This window comes from Citrobacter amalonaticus Y19, from assembly GCF_000981805.1.
Lineage (GTDB): Bacteria > Pseudomonadota > Gammaproteobacteria > Enterobacterales > Enterobacteriaceae > Citrobacter_A > Citrobacter_A amalonaticus_C.
This window is the reverse complement of sequence record NZ_CP011132.1, coordinates 2,198,613-2,218,401: the sequence shown is the minus strand read 5'-3', so window position 1 is coordinate 2,218,401 and position 19,789 is coordinate 2,198,613. Positions and strand designations below refer to the sequence as shown.

The following is a 19,789-nucleotide window of genomic DNA, read 5'->3' as shown; positions in this document are numbered from 1 at the left end:
ATTACCCTCTCAATGATTAAAGTCAGGAATTGGAGAAGTGAGTTGTTGTTCATTGAATGCTTTTTGCCGTTGTTGAGTCAACAGCGCGGCGCGCTGTTCAGCCTGCTTGACTGACATTTCCCAATGGCTGGTTAATGCGTTCAATTGTACGCTTTTGGCTGCCACTGCGTTAGCTAGGTCCTGTGACTCTTTCGAGTCTTTGGCGTTGGCTATGCGGTCGGATAAGTCTGATATATCGTTTAATGTGCTATTAATCCGGTTTTGGACTTCACTGGTATTCTCAATCGATACCGCCTGATTGAGGACAAGCTGTTTGCAACTTTCCAGATACCGTTGCGATGAACTGAACTGATTACAAATATCAAACGATTGATATTTGCTATATAGGCGCTGAAGGTCTGCAGAGTAATAACCGCTTGGGTTGGTCAGCAGGTCATCCAGTGAAATACCATTTTTGCGCAGATGTTCGATATCGTTTTTCAGGGATTTTGCCTCGCGGAGAAATCCCTGAATATCCCTTATGCCTGTTGCGGTCGCTAATTGCTGCTTATAGGCATCAAGCTCACTTTTATAGTGCGTGACCGTTTCCTGCCATTGCTGGAGTTTCTGTATCCATTGGTTAATCGACTCGGTATTACTGGCGGCATCAAATACCGGGATACCGGCGCTTATCGCTGGTGTAGACATCAATAGCGATAACGCCAGAAACATCTTTCTGGTTTGCATGGTGATAACCTCCGAGGTGAATATCAGATAGCCTGGTTAAGGAACGTTTCTTTCCAGTCGGTGGGTGACATACCTTCCTGATAAATGGCATCAAATATTTTCAGGTTGTCTTCACTGCCGCTCAGGATTTTTGTGATGTTTCCGAGACCCGATAAATCCATTCTTGCCATGGCGACAAACGGGCGAGTTTCACCAGTACGCAGTGGTGTTTTCAGGACGACCAAATAGTGCTCGCTCGGATCAAGGTTACGAACCATGTCGTAAACGCTTTCCGGGACTTTCATTTTCTCCACGTAATCCGTATGGCTGGCCTTGGGATTGGCGAGAAAAATCTGGGTACTGCACTGCTCAATAATCGCCGGAGCGATAGGATGCCTGACGATTTCATCGGGCGACTGGGTGGCGGGGATAAAAATGCCGTTCAGCTTGCGGATCACCTTGAGCATATTGAGGGAGAATTTAGAAAACTCGACATCAGCCAGCCATTTCCAGTACTCATCCATGAACATCACCAGTCGGCGACCATCCAGCAGGCTGGTGACGCGGTATAGCAGGTAAAAGGTGATCGGCCCGCGTATGTCGTCGTCATCCAGGAATTCCGTACCATCGATACCAAAGTTATCAATATTACTGATATTGAATGTGTCCTTCTCGTTATCGAACACCCAGCCGAATTCACCGCCCTGCGCCCACTGTTTCAGTCGGATTCGTAAGCCGTTAGTCCGGGCCTCTTTGGTCGGTGGCTCTGGCAAGACTTCTAACAGCCGGGTAATACCATAACGGCGGTATTCCGGCGGGTAGTCCAGCATAATGGTATCCACAGCTGTGCTGATGCGCTCTTCATCGCGGGGATCGAGTGGCTTACCGTCACGACGACACAGCATCCGGATCAGTCGCTTGATAAAGCTGATATTTCGTCGAGTTGGCGCAAGTGAAAACGGGTTGAATCCGGTAGGAATACCGGTCCGGATACGGAAGTAGCGACCGCCCATCTGGCGGATAGACATCTCTGCTGCTCTGTCTTTATCAAAGTAAACGGTGGTCAGCCGTTTGAGAGTGGCAGAGGCGGAAAATGTCGCCGGATTACGGTACTTCTGCATCAACTGTTTCATCATCGTCATCAGCAGGGTCTTTCCTGAACCTGTTTTACCGATGATGGCGGTATTCCCCGGCGTTTTCTCATTGAAGTCATTCCGTCCTGCCTGACTGTCATGCAGATTCAGATAGTAACCGCCACCACCGGGGGATTTTAGGATAGCAATAGCCTCACCCCACGGATTGCCGTGACGTTTGTGGGGATGAAAGTTATGCAGACTCCCCATATCCACGTAATTCTGGCTACTGACCACCACCAGACGGGGGCGTAACGTATACACGCCGGGAAGTTGAGCCAGATAAGCGGCAGGTAACGACATGGTAGACAGGGATGTCATTATGCCGAGATCGTTAAAAGGCTGAGCCAGCGCATTGGTCTCCTTGACTACCTGATCGGCGCTGGCGGACGAGACCAGCAGCGAGAAGTGATACTTGCCGCAAGACACATGCCCGGACTGGAGCAGGTCGCGTAAGACGATCAATTCCTCTCGCTGTGAAATGGCGTCATCATCGGTTGAGTTCAGCCGTTTTTCTGCCAGTCGGATATGATTTTGCGCTTCATCTCGTGCCATACAGGTGAAAGATTGCGTCAGGACATACTCGCTTTCGGCATACAGCAGCGCATCCAGCAGGCCGGTATAGGTTTCTGGTGAGTAATCTTTAATTTCCAGACTGCGGAAGAAGCGGGAACCGCCGACCGTCTGACATTCGGCGGTATCTGTGGTAAAGAACACATCCGGCGTACTGAGTGCGTGATAAAACGGTGCTCGTGTTACCGCCACGTTCTGCCATTTGCCCGTAATCAGCCGATGATAGAAAGCCAGTTGTGAAGAGTAAACCCGGCTTTTTTCCTCATAAAGACCCAATGGCGTTACCATGTAACGGGACAGGGCTGTGTTGATTGCCTCATGGTGTTCAAGCATCCTTTTCAGTGCATCATCCAGCGCCGCTTTCCTTTTTCCGACAGGCTGTGTCTTCATGATTTTTTTCTCCAGCGTGGAGAAAGGGGCGTAACAGACGGTGAAAAACAGCCGATGTCGCCAGAGCGGTTTCTCTTTTATTGGCTGGTAATAGCGTTCCGTGACGTCATCCGAAAAGGGAATGCCCGAACTGGCCTCAAAGCCATCCTGATATTTCTCCCGTATGCGGTGGATATAGAAGGTGATTGGTAGCCCTTCATACGAGCGGATCAGGTTGTTGAGGTGGCTTGCCAGCAATGTCAGATGATGTTCGTCCTCACATTCAAACACAGTGCCACCCAATTCCCAGGTAGCGACTAAATCACCGGCGCGATTTCTTATGATGTGAGGGTGAATATGGGAGGAGTAGGGAATATATTTATCCAGCGTGATGCGCTCGTTTAATTTCATCTTAGCGGTAAACTCCGAAACATCGACGGCGTCATAGTGGCTTGCCAGCATGGCACTTGCACCGAAATGGCGATCCGTGGCAAATCGCCCACGGGTTTTAAAGGCCAGCCACAGCAGTCCGAAATAATGAATATCCGTTCGAGCCTTTGCTTTCATTTCCAGCCAGGCAGGGATCAGTAACAGTGAAAGGTAATAGCTGGTGTAAACCGACAGCAGGACGATAGCCCCGCTGACGATCACGAACGGGACAAGAGGGATACCCATAATGGCGGCAGGGCGGGTCAGTGCTTTGTTCAGGGTAGTCATCGCTTCCCCTAGGATGCCCAGTAGGCACCAAAGCCCGATGCACCGACGATCAGGATGGCTCCGATAATGACGTTGCGCATGTCATGCAGACTTTTACCGTCAAACAGCACCTTGTAACCCACCCACATGGTTGCCAGTGTGATCGTAACGGCGGCCAGCCCGAGCAAGCCGGTGGAGGTTTTACTCAGCGTATCGTTGGCTTTGTTAAACCCACTCCCGGCTGCCAGCGTTTGGGTTGATATCAACAGTGAAGAAAACGCAGGCCAGTGTTTACGTTTTTGCATCGTCATTGCTCCTCATTAATTACAGGTAGGGATACATCGCCGCGAAGGATGGCGTCGGGATAGCGCAAGGAGGTCACAACAGGTGTGGTTTTATCGGTAAGTTCACCGCGCAGGATGGTGGCTGGATAATGGATATCTGGAGTGGATTGGCTGGTGGTACTGCGCTTGAGGTCTTCCCGCGTATACGGGACCGTATAGCCAATACGCTGGATATAACTGGTTTGATTTAAGGCGGGTTCTGGCTGCTGACCTGTATTGAAATTGCCAGAATAGTAACAACTGAGCGCTCTTTTCAGCGTGCCACCTCGTTGGTAGCAGTCGGTGAGTATTCGCTCAAAAATAGACAGATTAGTGCAGGGGTCTAACAAGTCATGGGCCGTCACGCCGTAATGCCGGAAGTTGGTACTGGTGATTTGCATCAGCCCGACCGAATAACGGCGACCTTTTGCTGCCACCTGCTCGATGATGTTGACGGCAGTTTGCATGCTGGTGGGCTGATGAGAGATGACACCTGCACTGCCGGGTATTCTCTCCTTCTTTGGTACAATCTCAGCGACAGCGTAAGGATTAAAGCTGGATTCCACTTTAGCTACATCAAACGCGGTGGAGGGGGGAATCGTGGCGGCACACTGCATGGCTGCCGCCAGAAAAACAGTGGGGGAAAGCATGGTTGCCTCGGTAAAAAATCGAGCCACGCGTAGCTATCAGACTGTCGGTGGCAGGGGAAAAGGTGCGCGAGGGTTGTGGGTTAATCGTGCTGAGGTGTTTGCGGCATCTCGCTATCGTCTTTCGGTTCAAGGAGTACCAGCTTACCGGAGACAGCAATACCGGGTGTCAGTACGATATTCAATCCGGGTTTGCCGTTATGAGCGAACGCCACGCCGACCTTTGTCCAGTACGTGTTTTTCTCTCTGCTGGCATCGGGTTGGCTTTCCTGAGTAACAAATACGTGATAGGTGGGTTTTCTCATGCTATTTCCTTCAATAAAAAGTCATGGTGAATAACTCAATCGATCACATCCCGATTCTGCATTCCGGTTTCAACGGGTTAGCGAGAACATTCAGCGGCACCCTGAATTGTGGTTGTGTGACAGCCCGACTTATATTGTTAAAGAGCAATACCCGCCCCGGACGAATAAACGTCCCTAAAGCTCGCCAGTGGAAGGTGGCGTGATTAGCATGCGATATCAGCGACAGGCGGGAAATGATCAAATCAAAATTGAAATGAGAGAGAAAATGAATAGCGTGATAATAATTAGAATTGATTGTTATGTTAGCTTGCCTCTAGTTGGTACTTTTACAGTTTTGGTTCATACCTGATATGAATGGCAAAATTTTTCAGAAGAGACCTAACGATACTATCAGCTTTGAGATTCACATCAGTATACGGAGTGCAGGTATCCCGCATAATTATGAAATCGCTATTTCATATGGGAAGATAACCACTGACTTTAAATTTTTATATTCGGAGGTGGGCAGATAAAAATACTTGCTTTTCATTTTAGTAGTTATAATAAAACGTTGTCATAACTGTATATATTTATCTATATAAGGAGCATATGATGGTTGATTTCGGAAAGTTAAGAGATAACCAAAGAAAACCCGCACCTATAGAACCGTTAGAGATTTTCAGAAGACTTCCTAAACCAGCAGGTATGAACGATCTTTACTCAAGCCAATCTGATGTGCTTGAAAATTGGTTTAATATTAGAAATCAAAAGGATATAATATTTAAACTCCACACTGGTGGAGGTAAAACCTTAGTCGGTCTCCTAATGGCTCAGTCTTCTTTGAATGAGAAGAAAGGCCCCGTATTGTATCTTGCCCCTAACAAAAACCTTGTATCTCAAACTAGAGAAAAAGCGAAGGATATAGGAATACAAACTGTAAGTTATGTTCCTGGAACAGCATTGCATGAAGATTTTATAAACAGCAAAGCTATAATGGTCGCAACATACAGTGCTTTATTCAATGGAAGAAGTAAGTTTGGAGTTCTGGGAGATGGGAAAGAATTAATTGAAACAGGTACTATAATATTAGACGATGCCCATTCATCGTTCTCTGTTGTAAGAGAGTGTTTTACTTTTGAAGTTTTATCAAAAAAAAATAGGATCGTTTTTGAAGAAATAAGCTCTTTGTTTAGAGCAGATTTTGTTGCTCTTGAAAAAGAGGGAACATTTGACTCTATAATGTCAGGTGAGAGTAATAGTATATTAGAAATCCCATATTGGGCTTGGAATCTGAGAAAAGAGGAAGTAAGGCAAATAGTGCGAAGTTTGACTGGAGACTCAATGTCTTGGCCACTTATAAGCGATTATCTTTCATACTGTCATGCTATCTTAACGAAGAAAGGGTTTACTATTACCCCTGTTTTACCTTTAATTCATCTTTTCCCTTCATTCCAAAATGCACAACGCAGAATATACATGTCTGCAACTATAGCAGATGATAGCGAGTTAGTTAGAACTTTTAATATATCAATTAATTCCTTAAGCAACCAATTAAAATCAAATTCACTGGCTGGAATTAGCGAAAGGATGATATTAATCCCTGAGCTAATGCCATTTCAATTTAATATTGATGATACAATTAAAAAACTTGTAATCTGGCTTTCAGAGAATAAGAAAAGGGTTTTAATATTGACACCTTCAACTCTTCAGGCTGAGAAATGGAGAGATGTATCAAAGATACCCAAGAACAATGGTGAAGTTGATACATTTATCAAAGAATTAATCAATGGAACCAGTGATAGACCTTTAACATTAATTAATAGATATGATGGTATTGATTTGCCAGGAGAAGCATGTCGACTAGTTGTAATGGATGAGTTACCTAAAGGTACCTCTGATTACGACAATTACAGGGCTATGGCTTTAGCTGGAGGTGCTGCTATTAATCAATTGCTTGCCCAAAGAATCGAGCAAGGTATCGGTAGAGGGGCAAGAGGTAGCGGCGATTATTGTATTATTATTATGGCAGGTAAAGCATTGTCGTCATGGATCGCGCGAGAAAGTAACTTTAGTCTTTTGACAAATGCAACTCGTGCGCAGATAGATATGGGGAATACTGTCAGTAAAGAAATATCATCAGCAAAAGAATTAGCGGAAACGATGAGAAAAAGTCTGAATCGTGACGAGGAATGGGTCGAATATCATGCAGAAACTTTAGCTGAAAGTGTCGGTAAAAATCATACAAATAATTCAGATTTAGAATACTCATTGACCGAGAGGAAATCTTTAGAATTATGGTTGAATGGTCACTCAGAAAAAGCAATTGCCAGAATAAGGGAGTTTACAAGTAACAAAATAGTTGACCAAAAATCTAAGGGATGGTTATTGCAGTTAGCTGCGAAAATATCTCATCATTGGGGGCAGGAAGAGTTATCCGCTGATTTACAAAAAGAGGCTTTTGCGTGCAATATTCACTTGCAGAGACCTCAAGTAAAACCGCCTTATATAAAAATGAATATTCCAGATGAGCAAAGTAAATCTATATCCTCCTTATTTGACGGATATAGGGCAAGGCTGGGTGTATATAGAGAGTTCGAAAGTAATACCTCTTTTTTACATGAGAATGCCTCTTCCAATCAATTTGAAGAGTCTTTGTGCAATCTAGGAAAATATTTGGGTTTTAGCTCAGAAAGATTCGATAATAATGGTGATGGTCCGGATGTCATGTGGATTACTCATGATAAAACTGCCTATCTTATCGAAGCGAAAAGTGGAAAAAAGGAGAGGAATCCTCTAAATAAAAAAGAACATGGCCAACTTTTGATCGCTGAGCTATGGTTCATAGCTAATTATGGAAGGGAATATAATATATTACGCGTTTCAGTTCAGCATGATGATAAGGCAACTCATAATGCTTATGCCACGGATAGTTTTGTACTTACAATGGCAAAGATAAAAGAATTAAGAACTGATGCTTCCAAAATAATTAAGGAAATTAGTCAAAGTCAACTTCAAAAAGAGGAGTTGCCCAATTTAGCCTCTCAATTATTGATGGCATCTAAAGTTCGCATGAAAGAATTAGTTCATAATTACTTGGAAAACTTCAACAAAAGTTAAGTGTTTTTATCAGGAAGGGTAACACCTTCCTGATATGTATAAAATTGGTTTATTATAGATGGATTCTGTTATTTAGTCTCTTGATGGCAGAATAATATTCTTTAGGTAGATCAAGGGAAATTAATCCGACTCTCGCTCGTTGCTGGTTATCCGATTTAATCGTGTTCTAACATAGAGATTTTCCAGAGCAAGTCTGGAACAAGCTGGATAAGTAACAATAATAGTGATGGTTTTCTGTTCAACATTTCACTACTTATAATACGGATGGTGTTTGCTCGTATAATGAAGAACGCGCAAAGAAGAGCGTCTCTCTGCGCGTATCCTTGCATATTATCAGCGTTGACGACGCTCAAGTATGGTTTGGCATTCCGTACAGGTTGTCACGCCCGGCAGGGTTTCTCTCCGCTTCTCGGGAATGAGTTCACCGCACAAACGGCAGTAATGTAATGAGGGCGATGTTCCTGGCTTGAAACGGTTCTGTTCAATCATCTCCTCCAGGCGTTGCTCATTAAATTCCTGATCGCGATCGATCTCATCTGGCATGCGATGTCCTCCTGTTCAGTGTTTCTTTCTCACAAAGAGTGATACGGTTCCACACTGTGGTCAGGGAAGGCCCTTTTTCTCTAGAGGACAACGATTCAGTGACCTGCATCATGGCTTCTAGTGCGTCAGGTGTATCAAGGTTTTCAGAGCGGTTCTTTTTCCATGACAGCCAAATTTCTGCATCAATGGCTTCATCTGGGATAGGCGTTCGGCCATAAGGGATGGTGACACCCAGCAAGCGGCGGCGAGTGCAGACCTCATTCGAGGTGAGGCCAAAAAAGTGATTCAGGAGTGCAATAGACCCTCCCAATCTGACGGCGCGATTTATCTGCTGCTGGCGCTGCGCTTCCTGGTGGGATAGCGTCAGGATCTGTTGTAGAACGTCGTGACGGACAGTGATCGACATAAACTGTGCCGATGCCCGACTGACGATAAACAGTTCGTCGAGGGATAGTTGATTGAGGGCATTCAATTCGTCGAATGTGAATCCTAACGTTTCACAATAACGAAAATTGCCTTCCTTGAGCGCGGCTAGGGCGTTTGTTAATACCGCATAGTTTAGTGAGGGAAACATAATTTTCAATCCCCCTTCAGCGCGTTAAACGGTTAGCTAATTTGAAGTTAATCCATTCATCAATTTCGGATTCCAGCCAGGCGACGCTGGCTGGCCCAATCTTTATTGAAGAGGGAAAGGTGCCTTCTTTCATGTACAGGTAGATTTGTGAGCGTTTCAGACCGGTTTTTACTTCTACTTGCTTCAGACGTAATAACTGATGAGATGTCATAAATACCTCCAGTGCAGAAATGGGATATCCCCGGAGATGACAAAAAAACACAGTGAGGGAAGGAGTGAAAGTAGAAGAGCCCGTATTACGGACACCACAATCCTTAATACGGGTTTTCAGATTGGAGCGTGTAACATCATTTTAATTGGGGACCTAAATGGACGTAGGTGAACCACGTTCAAGCGCTGTTTTTAAGGTATCGCCGCTGAATCGGTCGGTCATGCCTTCGGCTGATGCCCACTGTTCAAAGATGGACAGAAGCTTATAAGGTTGCCTGATTAATGGTCTGATAGACTCATTGTTTTTACAGGCAAGCCAGAAAAGTCGAGATAGCGGTGTCGATATTCGTGTTGAAGATAATGGGTCCATTTTGTTATTGGTTACGATGTTAATTAATTTATCAAGTTCAGATTTTCTAATGACAAAACAGGCATCACGGGGTAGAACATGAGCAGGAAAATACTCTTTTTCCAAGTAACAGTTTATTCTCTGAGAGAATATTTCTTTGTGTACATCTTGTGCAATACTCTTAGGAAGTTTCATGATTTGTTGTTTTATCCTTTTCTTCCATGTTACCCTTTCGAATAGTTGAAATATTTCACCCTGTAAGATTACTGTTATGCCATGATTAAATTCTATGGCTCCTGTTACCGGTAGAGGGATTCTAAGAGAATAGGCAAGTAATTTCTGTATTAGAACATGTTCATATCCCAATAATTGGGTGTCAAGAATTCTCTGCGTGGGTATTATATATGCACCGTTAGTGCTAACAATAAAATTACATTCGTTAATGAAGGTTGTTTTATCAAAAAAACATAATCGATTAATTAATGAAGGTTCTGATTCCCTAAGCTTTACTTTGTTGTCTGATCTTTGGATTTTTCGTAATGCTATTGGCGATTGAAAGTAAATGGAAAGACGAATGCTACCATGTAATGCATGTCTGTAAATGTCATTTTTTTTTAATTCCCAGCCCTTTTTTATTTGTCATTTCAGCTGCTTCGCTTATAGTCATCCAGTCAGGAGAATTAGAGTTTGTACTTGGAAGTGTTTGTTTTTTTGACATGGTAAACCCCATCATTTTATTGGGCTTTTCAAAAAAAGCACGAAATTGTTCAGTGATTTTTTCAGGGTGCGGGATCATACAACGTTATGATGTCTGAATTTTATTGAATGATTAGCGCCTCAGACTGCGTTTCCGGACCATGTCTGGCTGTAGGAAAAAAGAAGAATAAATACCAGATTAAGCTAATCCAGTACTCAAAATTCGCGGCTAGTTCTTCGCAAATGCTAAAACTAATTCTGGTTTGGGCTCGAGTTACTAGAGCCGCTTTCATCGTCAGTTTTAAATTCATTTGTTGCTCCTCAAATAAGTACCGTTAATAACATAGCGCTGAGTGACATGACATAATCGAGGCGATATGGTGAGTTGAGTAGCGCCCCATCATCTGAACTGGGGCGGGGGCGAATTTGTATTTATTGACAGTGCCTAGCCACAAGCTACCGCGAAGTACACGTCGAACAACGATCAGAAGCTATATGTCACCTTCAGGCTGCCCGTGGGCGATGTTTTTCGCTGAACAATTGGACTATTTCGTGCATCACCAGCCAACTGCGTAAAACCTGCTGCGGCAACTACGCTCCAGTCTTGATTAAGCTTGTGTGTCCAGTCCATATTCAGTGAGTAGGCATAAATTCCAGACTTGGCATCATATCGAGTAAACCCCGATGCGGCCGACTGTGAAGCACTTACTCCGTAGTAAGTCTGCATGTACTTACTGGTTCCCCAACTACTGGTCAGCGACAGCGTCACAGAGTTTTTCGATGACGTATAAAGCGGGCTGACAATGCTGAAATGCAGAGCCTCACCATTGCTTCGCTGAGAAACTGGTACCTCAGCCTGCAATTGCAAATTAAGCCAGTCGGTTACCTCGTATCCAAGACCAAGCATACCGATAGCTGAGCCTTTAACGTCACCCATACCGCGCAGGTAGTCGCTACCGTAGCTGAGTGAGTCGCTGTCCACGTCACGATCCTTTCGGCCAGCGCGATAACTCAGCGCAGCGCTGTAATCAAATTTGCCGATGTTGTTACCGTAACCGATACCACGCGTGGAGCTGACGAAGAAACCATTTACCATTGAATAATCAATCACTAGGGCCGTCGTGACTCGGTTTTCATCTGAACCAGAATAACGTGGCGCAACCTCCACTCCTCCTCCTAGGGTCAACTCGTTGCCCTGTTTCTGTTCTGCTGCCAATATTGGGGTTGCCAGTAACGCTAGGACAAATCCTGACAACAATTTTCCCAGGGTATGCCCCAAGAGTGAATGGCGGAACTTATGACTCAGTTCGATCTTTCTCATTAAGGAAATCCTTGTGGGTTCAACTGACTACGATACAAGTGGTTTTAAACGCCAGATTGCTCAGTTTGAATGCTGACCCTGAAGTTCTCATGAGCCAAAAATGAAGAAATACTGAAGTAAGTTCCAGTTCTGCAAACCTGATAGATTTACTGATACCGTTTTTTTCTTCAGACGTTCTTCATTCACTGTTGATAAAGTAACTATTGTGAAAATTCTCCTAATCGAAGACGACATAGATCTCGGCAATGGTGTACGTATTGCCCTCACAGACCAGGGATTAGATGTCATATGGGTTCGCCGTAAAGTGGATGCTCTGCATCAACTCGATGTATGGGTGCCAGAACTTGTATTGCTCGATCTCGGCCTGCCCGACGGTGATGGCATGAGCTTGATGGCGCGTCTGCGTCAGCAGTTCAAGGGGATCCCCGTCATCATCCTGACTGCTCGAGGCACGCTGCAAGATCGCTTGACTGGGCTGGATGCTGGTGCTGACGACTATCTCGTCAAACCTTTTGTTCTCGCCGAGTTATTGGCTAGGGTAAGAGCACTTGTGCGGCGCAGTTATGGTTTTCAGAATGAGGTGATAGAGATTCGAGGGCTAACTCTCCATGTGCCGACTCGTCGCGTGACCGTGAGCGAAAGGCATGTTGATTTGACGGCAAGTGAATACGCGCTGCTTGAAACGTTAATGTCGCGTGCTGACCGTGTTATGACACGTAGTTTTCTGGAAGAAAGAATCTTCGGTGCAAAAGAAAATATGAGTAATGCGCTCGATGTACATATGGGAAATTTGCGTCGCAAAATCGGTGACGGCTATGTGCGAACGGTGAGAGGTGTTGGGTTTGTCATTGATACCGTACCCATTCAGAAGGGGGGAGGTTGATGCGTAATTTTTGGCACTATCTGAGAATCCCAACGCTAGTACGGCGAATTATGATCGCCCAGATGCTATTACTCACGCTGATTTGGTGTATTTTTCTGACCTACATTTTATGGGATAACTTACGTAGCCCTCCAATGCTATCAGGCAGCAAAACCTATGAAACCATTCTGACAGTGGTGGATCGTATGGGGGATCGCCCGCACGATCTAACCGATGTGCTGGAAAAATTCAGCAAAGCATTGCGGGAAGGCTATGGCGGAGGCGAAGACCCAAAAATGTCAATCAGCCTAATCGTTCGGAAAAATAAAGAGATAATTTATTCATCTGATGGCGCTCCGGTAGGAGTGGCAAACACCGGTTATGGGATGATTCAAAATATTCAGAGTAACGGTCGCACTTGGACTAGCCGTACTCTGAAGTCTAGGAGCTCCGACACAGAGGTGACACTGCTCACTCCTGCTGGAGGCTGGAACTTCTTCATATACCTGAACTCGCGCGGATATTACATATTACCGCTGCTGGTATGCATTCCCTTTCTTTTGTTTCCAGCGTGGCTGTCAATCCGCATTGCAATGCGTCCTTGGAACAAGGTGGCAAATGAAGTTTCCTTACGAACGCCAGAAGATATTTCTCCCTTAAAAGCAGTGCCAAAGCATAAGGAGCTTCGCCAAATAGTGGACGCGATTAATATATTCCTTGCTAGGGTAAGAGAAAGCACTGAAAGGGAACGGACTTTCATTGCAGATGCCGCTCACGAGTTGCGTACTCCGCTGGCTGCAATGCGAGTCAATGTTGAGGCTTTGCAGTCCGATGTAAGCAACTTTAGTCAACAGGAATTGCTTGCAGGGATTATTCGTAGCAATAGCCGTGCTGCTCGTCTCGTCAATCAGTTGCTGGTGCTGATGCACAGTGAAGCACGCATTGACACTGTTATGGAGCCTGTACCGCTGACGACGCTAATACAAGAGCGAATGGCTGAGTTGGCACCGCTAGCTGCTGAGAACAGAATTGAGCTTGAGTTCTACGCTCATGATGAAGTCTGGATTACAGGTGTCAGGGAACGCCTAATGTCGCTGATCGACAACTTAATTGAAAATGCTGTGAAGTACAGTCCTGAGGGCGGGCGGGTTGAGGTAGAGGTACGATCATTAGATAAATCCACTCAATTGCGTATCTCAGATGCAGGGCCCGGAATCAGGGTTGAATTGAGGGAGAGGGTGTTCGACAGATTTTTCCGTGATCCCAATCAGATACAAAGCGGGAGCGGATTGGGGCTTGCAATAGTCAAAGCGGTTGCGCAGCAACATAACAGCAGTGTTTTCCTAAGTACGTCTGCAGAAGGTGGGCTCATGGTTATTGTTGATATACCAAATCAAAATTCCGTCTGAAAGAAAACGCAATTTTGATCCTAACCTGAGTAGGACATTTACCAGAATAATGGAGCATAAATTGAAATATTTGTCCCTAGCTACAATATTATTTTCTATATCAATTAGCGGATGTGCCATAACCGTAAGCGATTTGAAAAATAGCAAATCATCTTTAGACGGCAGTTTCATTAGCAAGACGAGGTCCTCCGATACTTATCGAACCCTAAGGCACATGGCAAGGCAGTGTCTGGAATATCAGTCATATTCAGGAAATCCGGTCATTGTATTAAGCGAGTTCGACAGTGATCGAAAAATAGGTGAGATCAATCAAAAGCTTCTTTCAGAGGGATTATTTATCAACAACACGCTAATTGAGATAGAAAACCATGGTGGCGACAAAGCTAAGATTAGTCTGTATACAACTAAGAATATCTTGAGTACAGGTATCAGGTCACCGAATATAAGTGATATAAAGCGATGGGCTGACGGCGATAGAGCCTGCTAATATAACACTTAGCCATATGACCAAGCATTCCGCCTGAAAATTAGCAATTACACTGAAATTGAATTTTTCCACGCTTAACTTGCATATTCATAAGTGTACAGCCGTTTTGAAAGGGTTATTCCGGAGATAGTTTTACCCGCCATGGCAGCAGTTCCTTATCACAACTCACCAGCCAGTCGGCGATGTCATTCAGCACATGATACAGGTAGTGATCCGAATCTATGCCGTTCAGTCGACAAACGGCCTATCCGTCCGTTCCCTGATCACCTTCGTGATCAGAGTCGAAGAACAGTTTATTTTTTCGCCCCAGACTCACCAGCCGCAGAGCATTTCCCGCGACGTTGTTATCCAATTCCGTCAGCCATTTTCTGCATAGTACGTAAGTACCAGTCACTGGTTTAGTTCTGCAAATTATGAGTGCGCGACAGCGTTTTAACTTTCCCGCAGCTAACCTTCCTACGCCTTCAGGAGCGGTTTCGCCATCTATTAGCGTTGTTAGCTGAACAGGTAAAAGTACACAATCCTCAATGAGGCCGGATGGAATGATACGGCCTCATATCTAAGATTATGCCGTCTTAATGTTATCCCCTTGATCCCCAGATATACGGTGGCACATAGGCTTCCCTGCACGTATCCAGATAATTTGACCACCATTGCATCATCGCTTTTCGGGCATCGAGATATTCTGCTTTATGGTTGTAAGCCGCTCGAACGCTATTGCGTTCCTGATGGCTCATTTGGCGCTCAACCGCATCCTGCGCCCACAGTCCAGATTCCATCAGGGCACTACAGGCCATTGCGCGGAATCCGTGGCCGCAGATTTCCTCTTTGGTGTCATAACCCATCAAGCGCAGCGCCTTGTTGACCGTGTTTTCGCACATTGGTTTATATGGATTATGGTCACCGGGGAATATCAGTTCCTGATGCCCGGATATATCCCGTATCTGTTTCAGTATAGCGATGGACTGGCGAGAGAGGGGAACGATATGTGGCGTGCGCATTTTGGCACCACGCCCGGAATAACGCACACCAGGAATGGATTCACGGGTAGCCGGAATGGTCCAGATTTTGTTTCTAAAATCGATCTCAGACCAACGGGCAAAGCGCAACTCGCTGGAACGGATGAACAGGTGCAGGGTGAGTGATACCGCGAGGCGGGTTAATTCTCGTCCTTGCTGATAGTCCTCTACGCGAGTCAACAGCTCCGATAGTCGCTCCAAAGGAAGGGCAGGGTAGTGGCGTTTAACGGGAGGGGCGATGATACCGTCCAGATTGGCCGCCGGATTATGCTCTATCAACTCTTGATGCACGGCATGGCGCATTATATTGCACATATGCTGCCGGGTGCGTGCCGCCACTTCCAGCAGACCTTTTTTCTCAATCCCTTTCAGCAGGTCGATGAAATGGCGGGTTTTCAGTTCTGTGACTGGCAGGTGTCCAATTATCGGGAAGATATGATTGTTCATGCTGGCAAGCAGACGAGTTGCGTGGTTCTCCGACCATGTTCGGTTGCTTTTATGCCAGTCCAGTGCAACATGCTTGAAGGTTTTTTCGGGTGAGTTAGTGGTTCTTTCAGCAGAACGTTGTTGAGCTGGATTGATATTCTGCGCCAGCAATTTACGGATACCGTCACGTTGTTGACGAGCATCAGCCAGAGAGACATCAGGATAGGCACCTAAGCCGAGGCGGGATTCTTTTCTATTGATACGATATTTGAGATACCAGAGACGTGAACCGCCTGGATTAACTAAAAGGTATAGACCGTGAGAGTCGGAGACTTTGAAGGGTTTTTCGGATGGTTTTAAGTTGCGGATTTTTGAGTCGTTAAGAGACATTTGGGGGTCACTCCGTCATCGAACCAACTTGACCCCAAATCTGACCACCAAATTCTCCCGATGCGGAGGGTAAACTGAAAATGCATCGGGAAGAATTCTCACGCTAACTTATTGAATCCAAATCGTATAAGGATTCGCAGAGCGGCATGAAAACAAGAATTTGGCTCCTCTGACTGGACTCGAACCAGTGACATACGGATTAACAGTCCGCCGTTCTACCGACTGAACTACAGAGGAATTGTGTGAACGAGGCGCATATTAGCGACGCCCACCGTCGTTGTCAAAGCCTGAATGCGCTATCGCGTCTGTTTGCCGAAATATTCTCCATTTCGTCGTTTATTCAGACACAACGGGGGATTTTGTCACCTTTTCATGTTTCGCTCGCGGGTATTTCCACAGCCAACGACCACTGACCATACGGCAATAAAACAGCACTGCACGTACTGCCCAGTCGAAGAACATCCCCATCCAGACCCCCACGACACCCCAGCCAAGCACGATCCCCAGCGTATAGCCAGCAACCACACGGCAGCCCCACATTCCCAGCATCGATACCCACATGGCGAAACGCGCATCGCGCGCGCCTTTAAACCCCGAAGGTAAAACCCAGGAAGCAGCCCAGATCGGCATAAATGCCGCGTTGAGCCAAATCAGGATGACAACAACGTCTTTTACCTCCTGATCGTGGGTGTAAAACGATGCCATCAGCCCGGCAAACGGTGCGCTCAACCAGGCGATAGCCGTCAGGCCAATGGTGGAAAGCCAGAACACGTGGCGCAGTTGAATCTCTGCCTGGGCAATCTGTCCGTTCCCCAGACGTCTTCCGGTAATGATGGTGGATGCAGATCCCAGCGCGTTCCCCGGTAGATTAATTAGCGCGGCAATGGAGAAAGCAATGAAATTGCCGGCAATAACGCTGGTCCCCATCCCGGCGACGAACATCTGCGTTAACAACTTGCCGCCGTTGAACAGTACCGATTCAATACTGGCAGGGATACCAATCCCCATGACTTCCCAGATGATGGCGAAGTTAAGTGGTTTAAAATAACTTTTCAGTGATATGCGCAGAGCCGGATTAAATCCAATCATCAGCACCCAGATAATGGCGACCGCGCCAATATAACGCGATATGGTCAGGCCCAGTCCAGCGCCAACAAAGCCGACCCCTTGCCAGGAAAAAATCCCGTAAATCAGGATACTACTGATGATGATGTTGAGGATATTCATCCCACCATTAATCAACAGTGGGATTTTCGTATTGCCCGCCCCCCGCAACGCACCGCTGCCAATCAGGGCAATTGCCGCTGCGGGATAGCTAATGACCGTTAATTCCAGATAAGTCAGCGCCAACTCTTTCACTTCCGCTGTCGCTTCTCCCGCCACAACATTGATAATCTGCGCACCAAAGTAGTGAATCACCGCCGCCAGAATCACGGCAAACAGCGTCATAATCACCAGAGATTGCCGGGCCGCGGCTCGGGCGCGTCTGCGATCGCGCTTACCGAGACTAAAAGCCACCACGACCGTCGTCCCCAGATCGATAGCAGCAAAAAAGGCCATAATCACCATATTGAAACTGTCGGCCAGACCGACGCCGGCCATCGCCTCCTTCCCCAGCCAACTGACCAGAAACGTACTGAGTACGCCCATCAGCAAAACACAGGTATTCTCGAGAAAAATAGGCACAGCAAGCGGGGTAATTTCGCGCCAGAAAAGTACCTTATAACGCTTGCGTTTAGCATACCAGGGCGTGCGAGCGACGGCCTGGCGTAGGGCTGCGGAGACGTTCAAAATGGACCTTAGAGAAGAAAGTTAAAACTTCATTTCAAATGATGAGGGAGAAACGGAAAAGCTGCAAAGTTTTTTCCCGATAAAATCACTGCAATTGCAACAAATTGTTGAGAGAAGCACCAGTTAACCGCTAATGTCGGAAATGGGGTTTGACAAAAGATTTTTCGCCGCTAAGATAAGCCTCCACAACGATTCCTCTGTAGTTCAGTCGGTAGAACGGCGGACTGTTAATCCGTATGTCACTGGTTCGAGTCCAGTCAGAGGAGCCAGATTTAAAAAAGCCCGCTTTTTAGCGGGCTTTTTGCTTTTCTTTTTCCGGACGCCACATCCGCTTAATTTTCCTATTCTGCTCTCAACGGATTAAAAATCGTTTTCTCTTCCTGCTTGTCGGGGTAGTCTCATAATAGCCACTTATATGTTGGCCGCAATGTGTGTAACTCTCATTCCCATACTAATAATAAAATCAGTACAGACAGGATTACTATGGATTCCACCCTCATCTCCACCCCCTCCGCGGAGGACGCTCCATCGCTTAATCGCGCCCGACGCGCTGCGCTGGGAAGCTTTGCCGGTGCCGTTGTCGACTGGTACGATTTTCTGCTTTATGGCATTACCGCAGCCCTGGTATTCAACCGTGAGTTTTTTCCGCAGGTCAGCCCGGCAATGGGCACGCTTGCCGCATTTGCCACCTTTGGTGTCGGCTTCCTGTTCCGCCCGCTGGGCGGTGTGATCTTCGGACACTTCGGCGATCGCTTAGGCCGTAAGCGGATGCTGATGCTCACCGTCTGGATGATGGGGATTGCCACAGCATTGATTGGCATTCTTCCTTCATTCGCCGCTATCGGCTGGTGGGCGCCAGTGTTGTTGGTACTGCTGCGCGCGATTCAGGGATTTGCCGTCGGCGGTGAATGGGGCGGGGCCGCGTTACTCTCCGTAGAAAGTGCGCCAGAAAACAAAAAAGCGTTCTATAGCAGCGGAGTACAGGTGGGTTACGGCGTCGGTCTGCTTCTCTCCACCGGTCTCGTGTCATTGATCAGTTATCTGACGACCGACGAGCAGTTTCTGAGCTGGGGCTGGCGTATTCCGTTCCTTTTCAGCATCGTTCTGGTGCTCGGCGCGCTGTGGGTGAGAAACGGGATGGAAGAGTCCGCTGAATTTGAACAGCAGAAACAGCAGCCACTCGAAGAGAAAAAACGGCTGCCGGTGATGGAAGCGCTCGCCCGCCATCCGGGGGCGTTTTTAAAGATTATTGCGCTTCGCCTGTGTGAACTGCTGACCATGTACATCGTTACCGCTTTCGCCCTGAATTACTCAACGCAAAACCTCGGTTTACCGCGTGAGCTCTTTCTGAATATCGGCCTGCTGGTCGGTGGGCTTAGCTGCCTGACTATCCCTTGCTTTGCCTGGATGGCAGACCGCTTTGGCCGTCGACGCGTTTATATTACCGGCGCGTTGATTGGCACGCTGAGCGCATTTCCGTTCTTTATGGCACTCGAATCGCAGTCGATCTTTTGGATTGTTTTCTTCTCAATCATGCTCGCCAATATCGCCCATGACATGGTGGTCTGCGTACAGCAGCCCATGTTCACCGGTATGTTTGGCGCGGGATATCGCTACAGCGGGGCTGGCGTGGGTTATCAGGTCGCCAGCGTGGTGGGCGGCGGATTTACCCCTTTCATCGCTGCGGCACTGGTGACTTTCTCTGGCGGTGACTGGCACAGTGTGGCTATCTATCTACTGGCCGGCTGCCTGATCTCGGCCGCCACCGCATTGTTGATGAAAGACAAGCAACACGCCTGAACTCTCTGCGAGGGCCATTCGGCTCTCGTCTCTTCGCTAAAACTCTGGCTTTTGTTTCACATTCT

The 19,789-nt window shown here is 46.7% G+C and carries 17 protein-coding genes, 2 tRNA genes and 2 pseudogenes; 6 read left to right on the top strand and 15 right to left on the bottom strand.

Annotation, left to right across the window (positions count from 1 at the left end; translation table 11 throughout):
• Window positions 1-9: 9 nt before the first annotated feature.
• The 5 genes from F384_RS10135 to F384_RS10115 all read right to left on the bottom strand — a co-directional run bounded on the left by F384_RS10135 (window position 10) and on the right by F384_RS10115 (window position 4,751).
• On the bottom strand, window positions 10-726 hold the full coding sequence (locus F384_RS10135; protein WP_046481354.1) for a type IV secretion system protein: 717 nt from the start codon (window positions 724-726) through the stop codon (window positions 10-12).
• A gap of 23 nt (window positions 727-749) precedes the next feature.
• The gene (locus F384_RS10130; protein WP_046481353.1) at window positions 750-3,497 is read right to left on the bottom strand and encodes a VirB3 family type IV secretion system protein; all 2,748 of its coding nucleotides are present in this window, start codon (window positions 3,495-3,497) and stop codon (window positions 750-752) included.
• 8 nt (window positions 3,498-3,505) lie between these two features.
• On the bottom strand, window positions 3,506-3,787 hold the full coding sequence (locus F384_RS10125; RefSeq protein ID WP_155403989.1) for a TrbC/VirB2 family protein: 282 nt from the start codon (window positions 3,785-3,787) through the stop codon (window positions 3,506-3,508).
• Complete coding sequence (locus F384_RS10120) at window positions 3,784-4,449, bottom strand: lytic transglycosylase domain-containing protein (RefSeq protein WP_046481351.1); 666 nt, start codon at window positions 4,447-4,449, stop codon at window positions 3,784-3,786. The genes F384_RS10125 and F384_RS10120 overlap by 4 nt, the downstream gene beginning before the upstream one ends.
• Before the next feature lie 80 nt (window positions 4,450-4,529).
• A complete protein-coding gene (locus F384_RS10115; RefSeq protein WP_046481350.1) occupies window positions 4,530-4,751 on the bottom strand; it encodes a hypothetical protein in 222 nt (73 codons plus the stop codon).
• Window positions 4,752-5,339: 588 nt separating this feature from the next.
• Here F384_RS10115 and F384_RS10110 point away from each other — a divergent pair.
• Window positions 5,340-7,847 carry a DEAD/DEAH box helicase family protein gene (locus tag F384_RS10110; protein ID WP_226991640.1) on the top strand — a complete coding sequence of 836 codons (2,508 nt, stop codon included), beginning with the start codon at window positions 5,340-5,342 and terminating at the stop codon, window positions 7,845-7,847.
• A gap of 333 nt (window positions 7,848-8,180) precedes the next feature.
• Here the strand turns inward: F384_RS10110 and F384_RS10105 are convergent, their stop codons facing one another.
• From F384_RS10105 to F384_RS10080, 6 genes and pseudogenes are all read right to left on the bottom strand, one after another.
• The gene (locus tag F384_RS10105; protein WP_046481348.1) at window positions 8,181-8,390 is read right to left on the bottom strand and encodes a TraR/DksA family transcriptional regulator; all 210 of its coding nucleotides are present in this window, start codon (window positions 8,388-8,390) and stop codon (window positions 8,181-8,183) included.
• Complete coding sequence (locus F384_RS10100) at window positions 8,380-8,964, bottom strand: DUF2857 domain-containing protein (RefSeq protein WP_046481347.1); 585 nt, start codon at window positions 8,962-8,964, stop codon at window positions 8,380-8,382. Before F384_RS10100 ends, F384_RS10105 begins: the two co-directional genes overlap by 11 nt.
• Before the next feature lie 16 nt (window positions 8,965-8,980).
• Window positions 8,981-9,175 (bottom strand): AlpA family transcriptional regulator, encoded by a 195-nt coding sequence (locus F384_RS10095; RefSeq protein WP_039359985.1) that lies wholly within the window; start codon window positions 9,173-9,175, stop codon window positions 8,981-8,983.
• 153 nt (window positions 9,176-9,328) lie between these two features.
• A pseudogene (locus F384_RS28725) lies at window positions 9,329-10,241 on the bottom strand (hypothetical protein).
• A 100-nt stretch (window positions 10,242-10,341) separates the two neighbouring features.
• Entirely contained in the window at window positions 10,342-10,530 is a 189-nt protein-coding gene (locus F384_RS30345) for a hypothetical protein (protein WP_046481345.1), read from the bottom strand.
• 173 nt (window positions 10,531-10,703) lie between these two features.
• Window positions 10,704-11,540 carry a MipA/OmpV family protein gene (locus F384_RS10080; RefSeq protein ID WP_046481344.1) on the bottom strand — a complete coding sequence of 279 codons (837 nt, stop codon included), beginning with the start codon at window positions 11,538-11,540 and terminating at the stop codon, window positions 10,704-10,706.
• 205 nt (window positions 11,541-11,745) lie between these two features.
• On the opposite strand from F384_RS10080, the gene F384_RS10075 reads away from it, so the two are divergent.
• The 3 genes from F384_RS10075 to F384_RS30685 are packed head-to-tail and all read left to right on the top strand — an operon-like array spanning window position 11,746 to window position 14,298.
• Window positions 11,746-12,423 carry a response regulator transcription factor gene (locus tag F384_RS10075; protein ID WP_046481343.1) on the top strand — a complete coding sequence of 226 codons (678 nt, stop codon included), beginning with the start codon at window positions 11,746-11,748 and terminating at the stop codon, window positions 12,421-12,423.
• Complete coding sequence (locus F384_RS10070) at window positions 12,423-13,811, top strand: sensor histidine kinase (protein WP_046481342.1); 1,389 nt, start codon at window positions 12,423-12,425, stop codon at window positions 13,809-13,811. The genes F384_RS10075 and F384_RS10070 overlap by 1 nt, the downstream gene beginning before the upstream one ends.
• A 49-nt stretch (window positions 13,812-13,860) precedes the next feature.
• Window positions 13,861-14,298 carry a hypothetical protein gene (locus F384_RS30685; RefSeq protein WP_046481341.1) on the top strand — a complete coding sequence of 146 codons (438 nt, stop codon included), beginning with the start codon at window positions 13,861-13,863 and terminating at the stop codon, window positions 14,296-14,298.
• Between the two features lie 115 nt (window positions 14,299-14,413).
• Here the strand turns inward: F384_RS30685 and F384_RS30755 are convergent.
• From F384_RS30755 to F384_RS10050, 4 genes and pseudogenes are all read right to left on the bottom strand, one after another.
• Window positions 14,414-14,682 (bottom strand): annotated as a pseudogene (locus tag F384_RS30755) (IS66 family transposase); the annotation flags it as partial.
• Window positions 14,683-14,879: 197 nt separating this feature from the next.
• The gene (locus tag F384_RS10060; protein WP_046481340.1) at window positions 14,880-16,133 is read right to left on the bottom strand and encodes a tyrosine-type recombinase/integrase; all 1,254 of its coding nucleotides are present in this window, start codon (window positions 16,131-16,133) and stop codon (window positions 14,880-14,882) included.
• A gap of 161 nt (window positions 16,134-16,294) precedes the next feature.
• A tRNA-Asn gene (locus F384_RS10055) sits at window positions 16,295-16,370 on the bottom strand.
• Between the two features lie 99 nt (window positions 16,371-16,469).
• A complete protein-coding gene (locus F384_RS10050) occupies window positions 16,470-17,924 on the bottom strand; it encodes an EmmdR/YeeO family multidrug/toxin efflux MATE transporter (protein ID WP_046481339.1) in 1,455 nt (484 codons plus the stop codon).
• A 193-nt stretch (window positions 17,925-18,117) separates the two neighbouring features.
• Between F384_RS10050 and F384_RS10045 the strand changes: the two genes are divergently transcribed.
• A tRNA-Asn gene (locus tag F384_RS10045) sits at window positions 18,118-18,193 on the top strand.
• A gap of 214 nt (window positions 18,194-18,407) precedes the next feature.
• A complete protein-coding gene (gene shiA, locus F384_RS10040) occupies window positions 18,408-19,724 on the top strand; it encodes a shikimate transporter (RefSeq protein ID WP_046481338.1) in 1,317 nt (438 codons plus the stop codon).
• The last annotated feature ends 65 nt before the right edge of the window (window positions 19,725-19,789 follow it).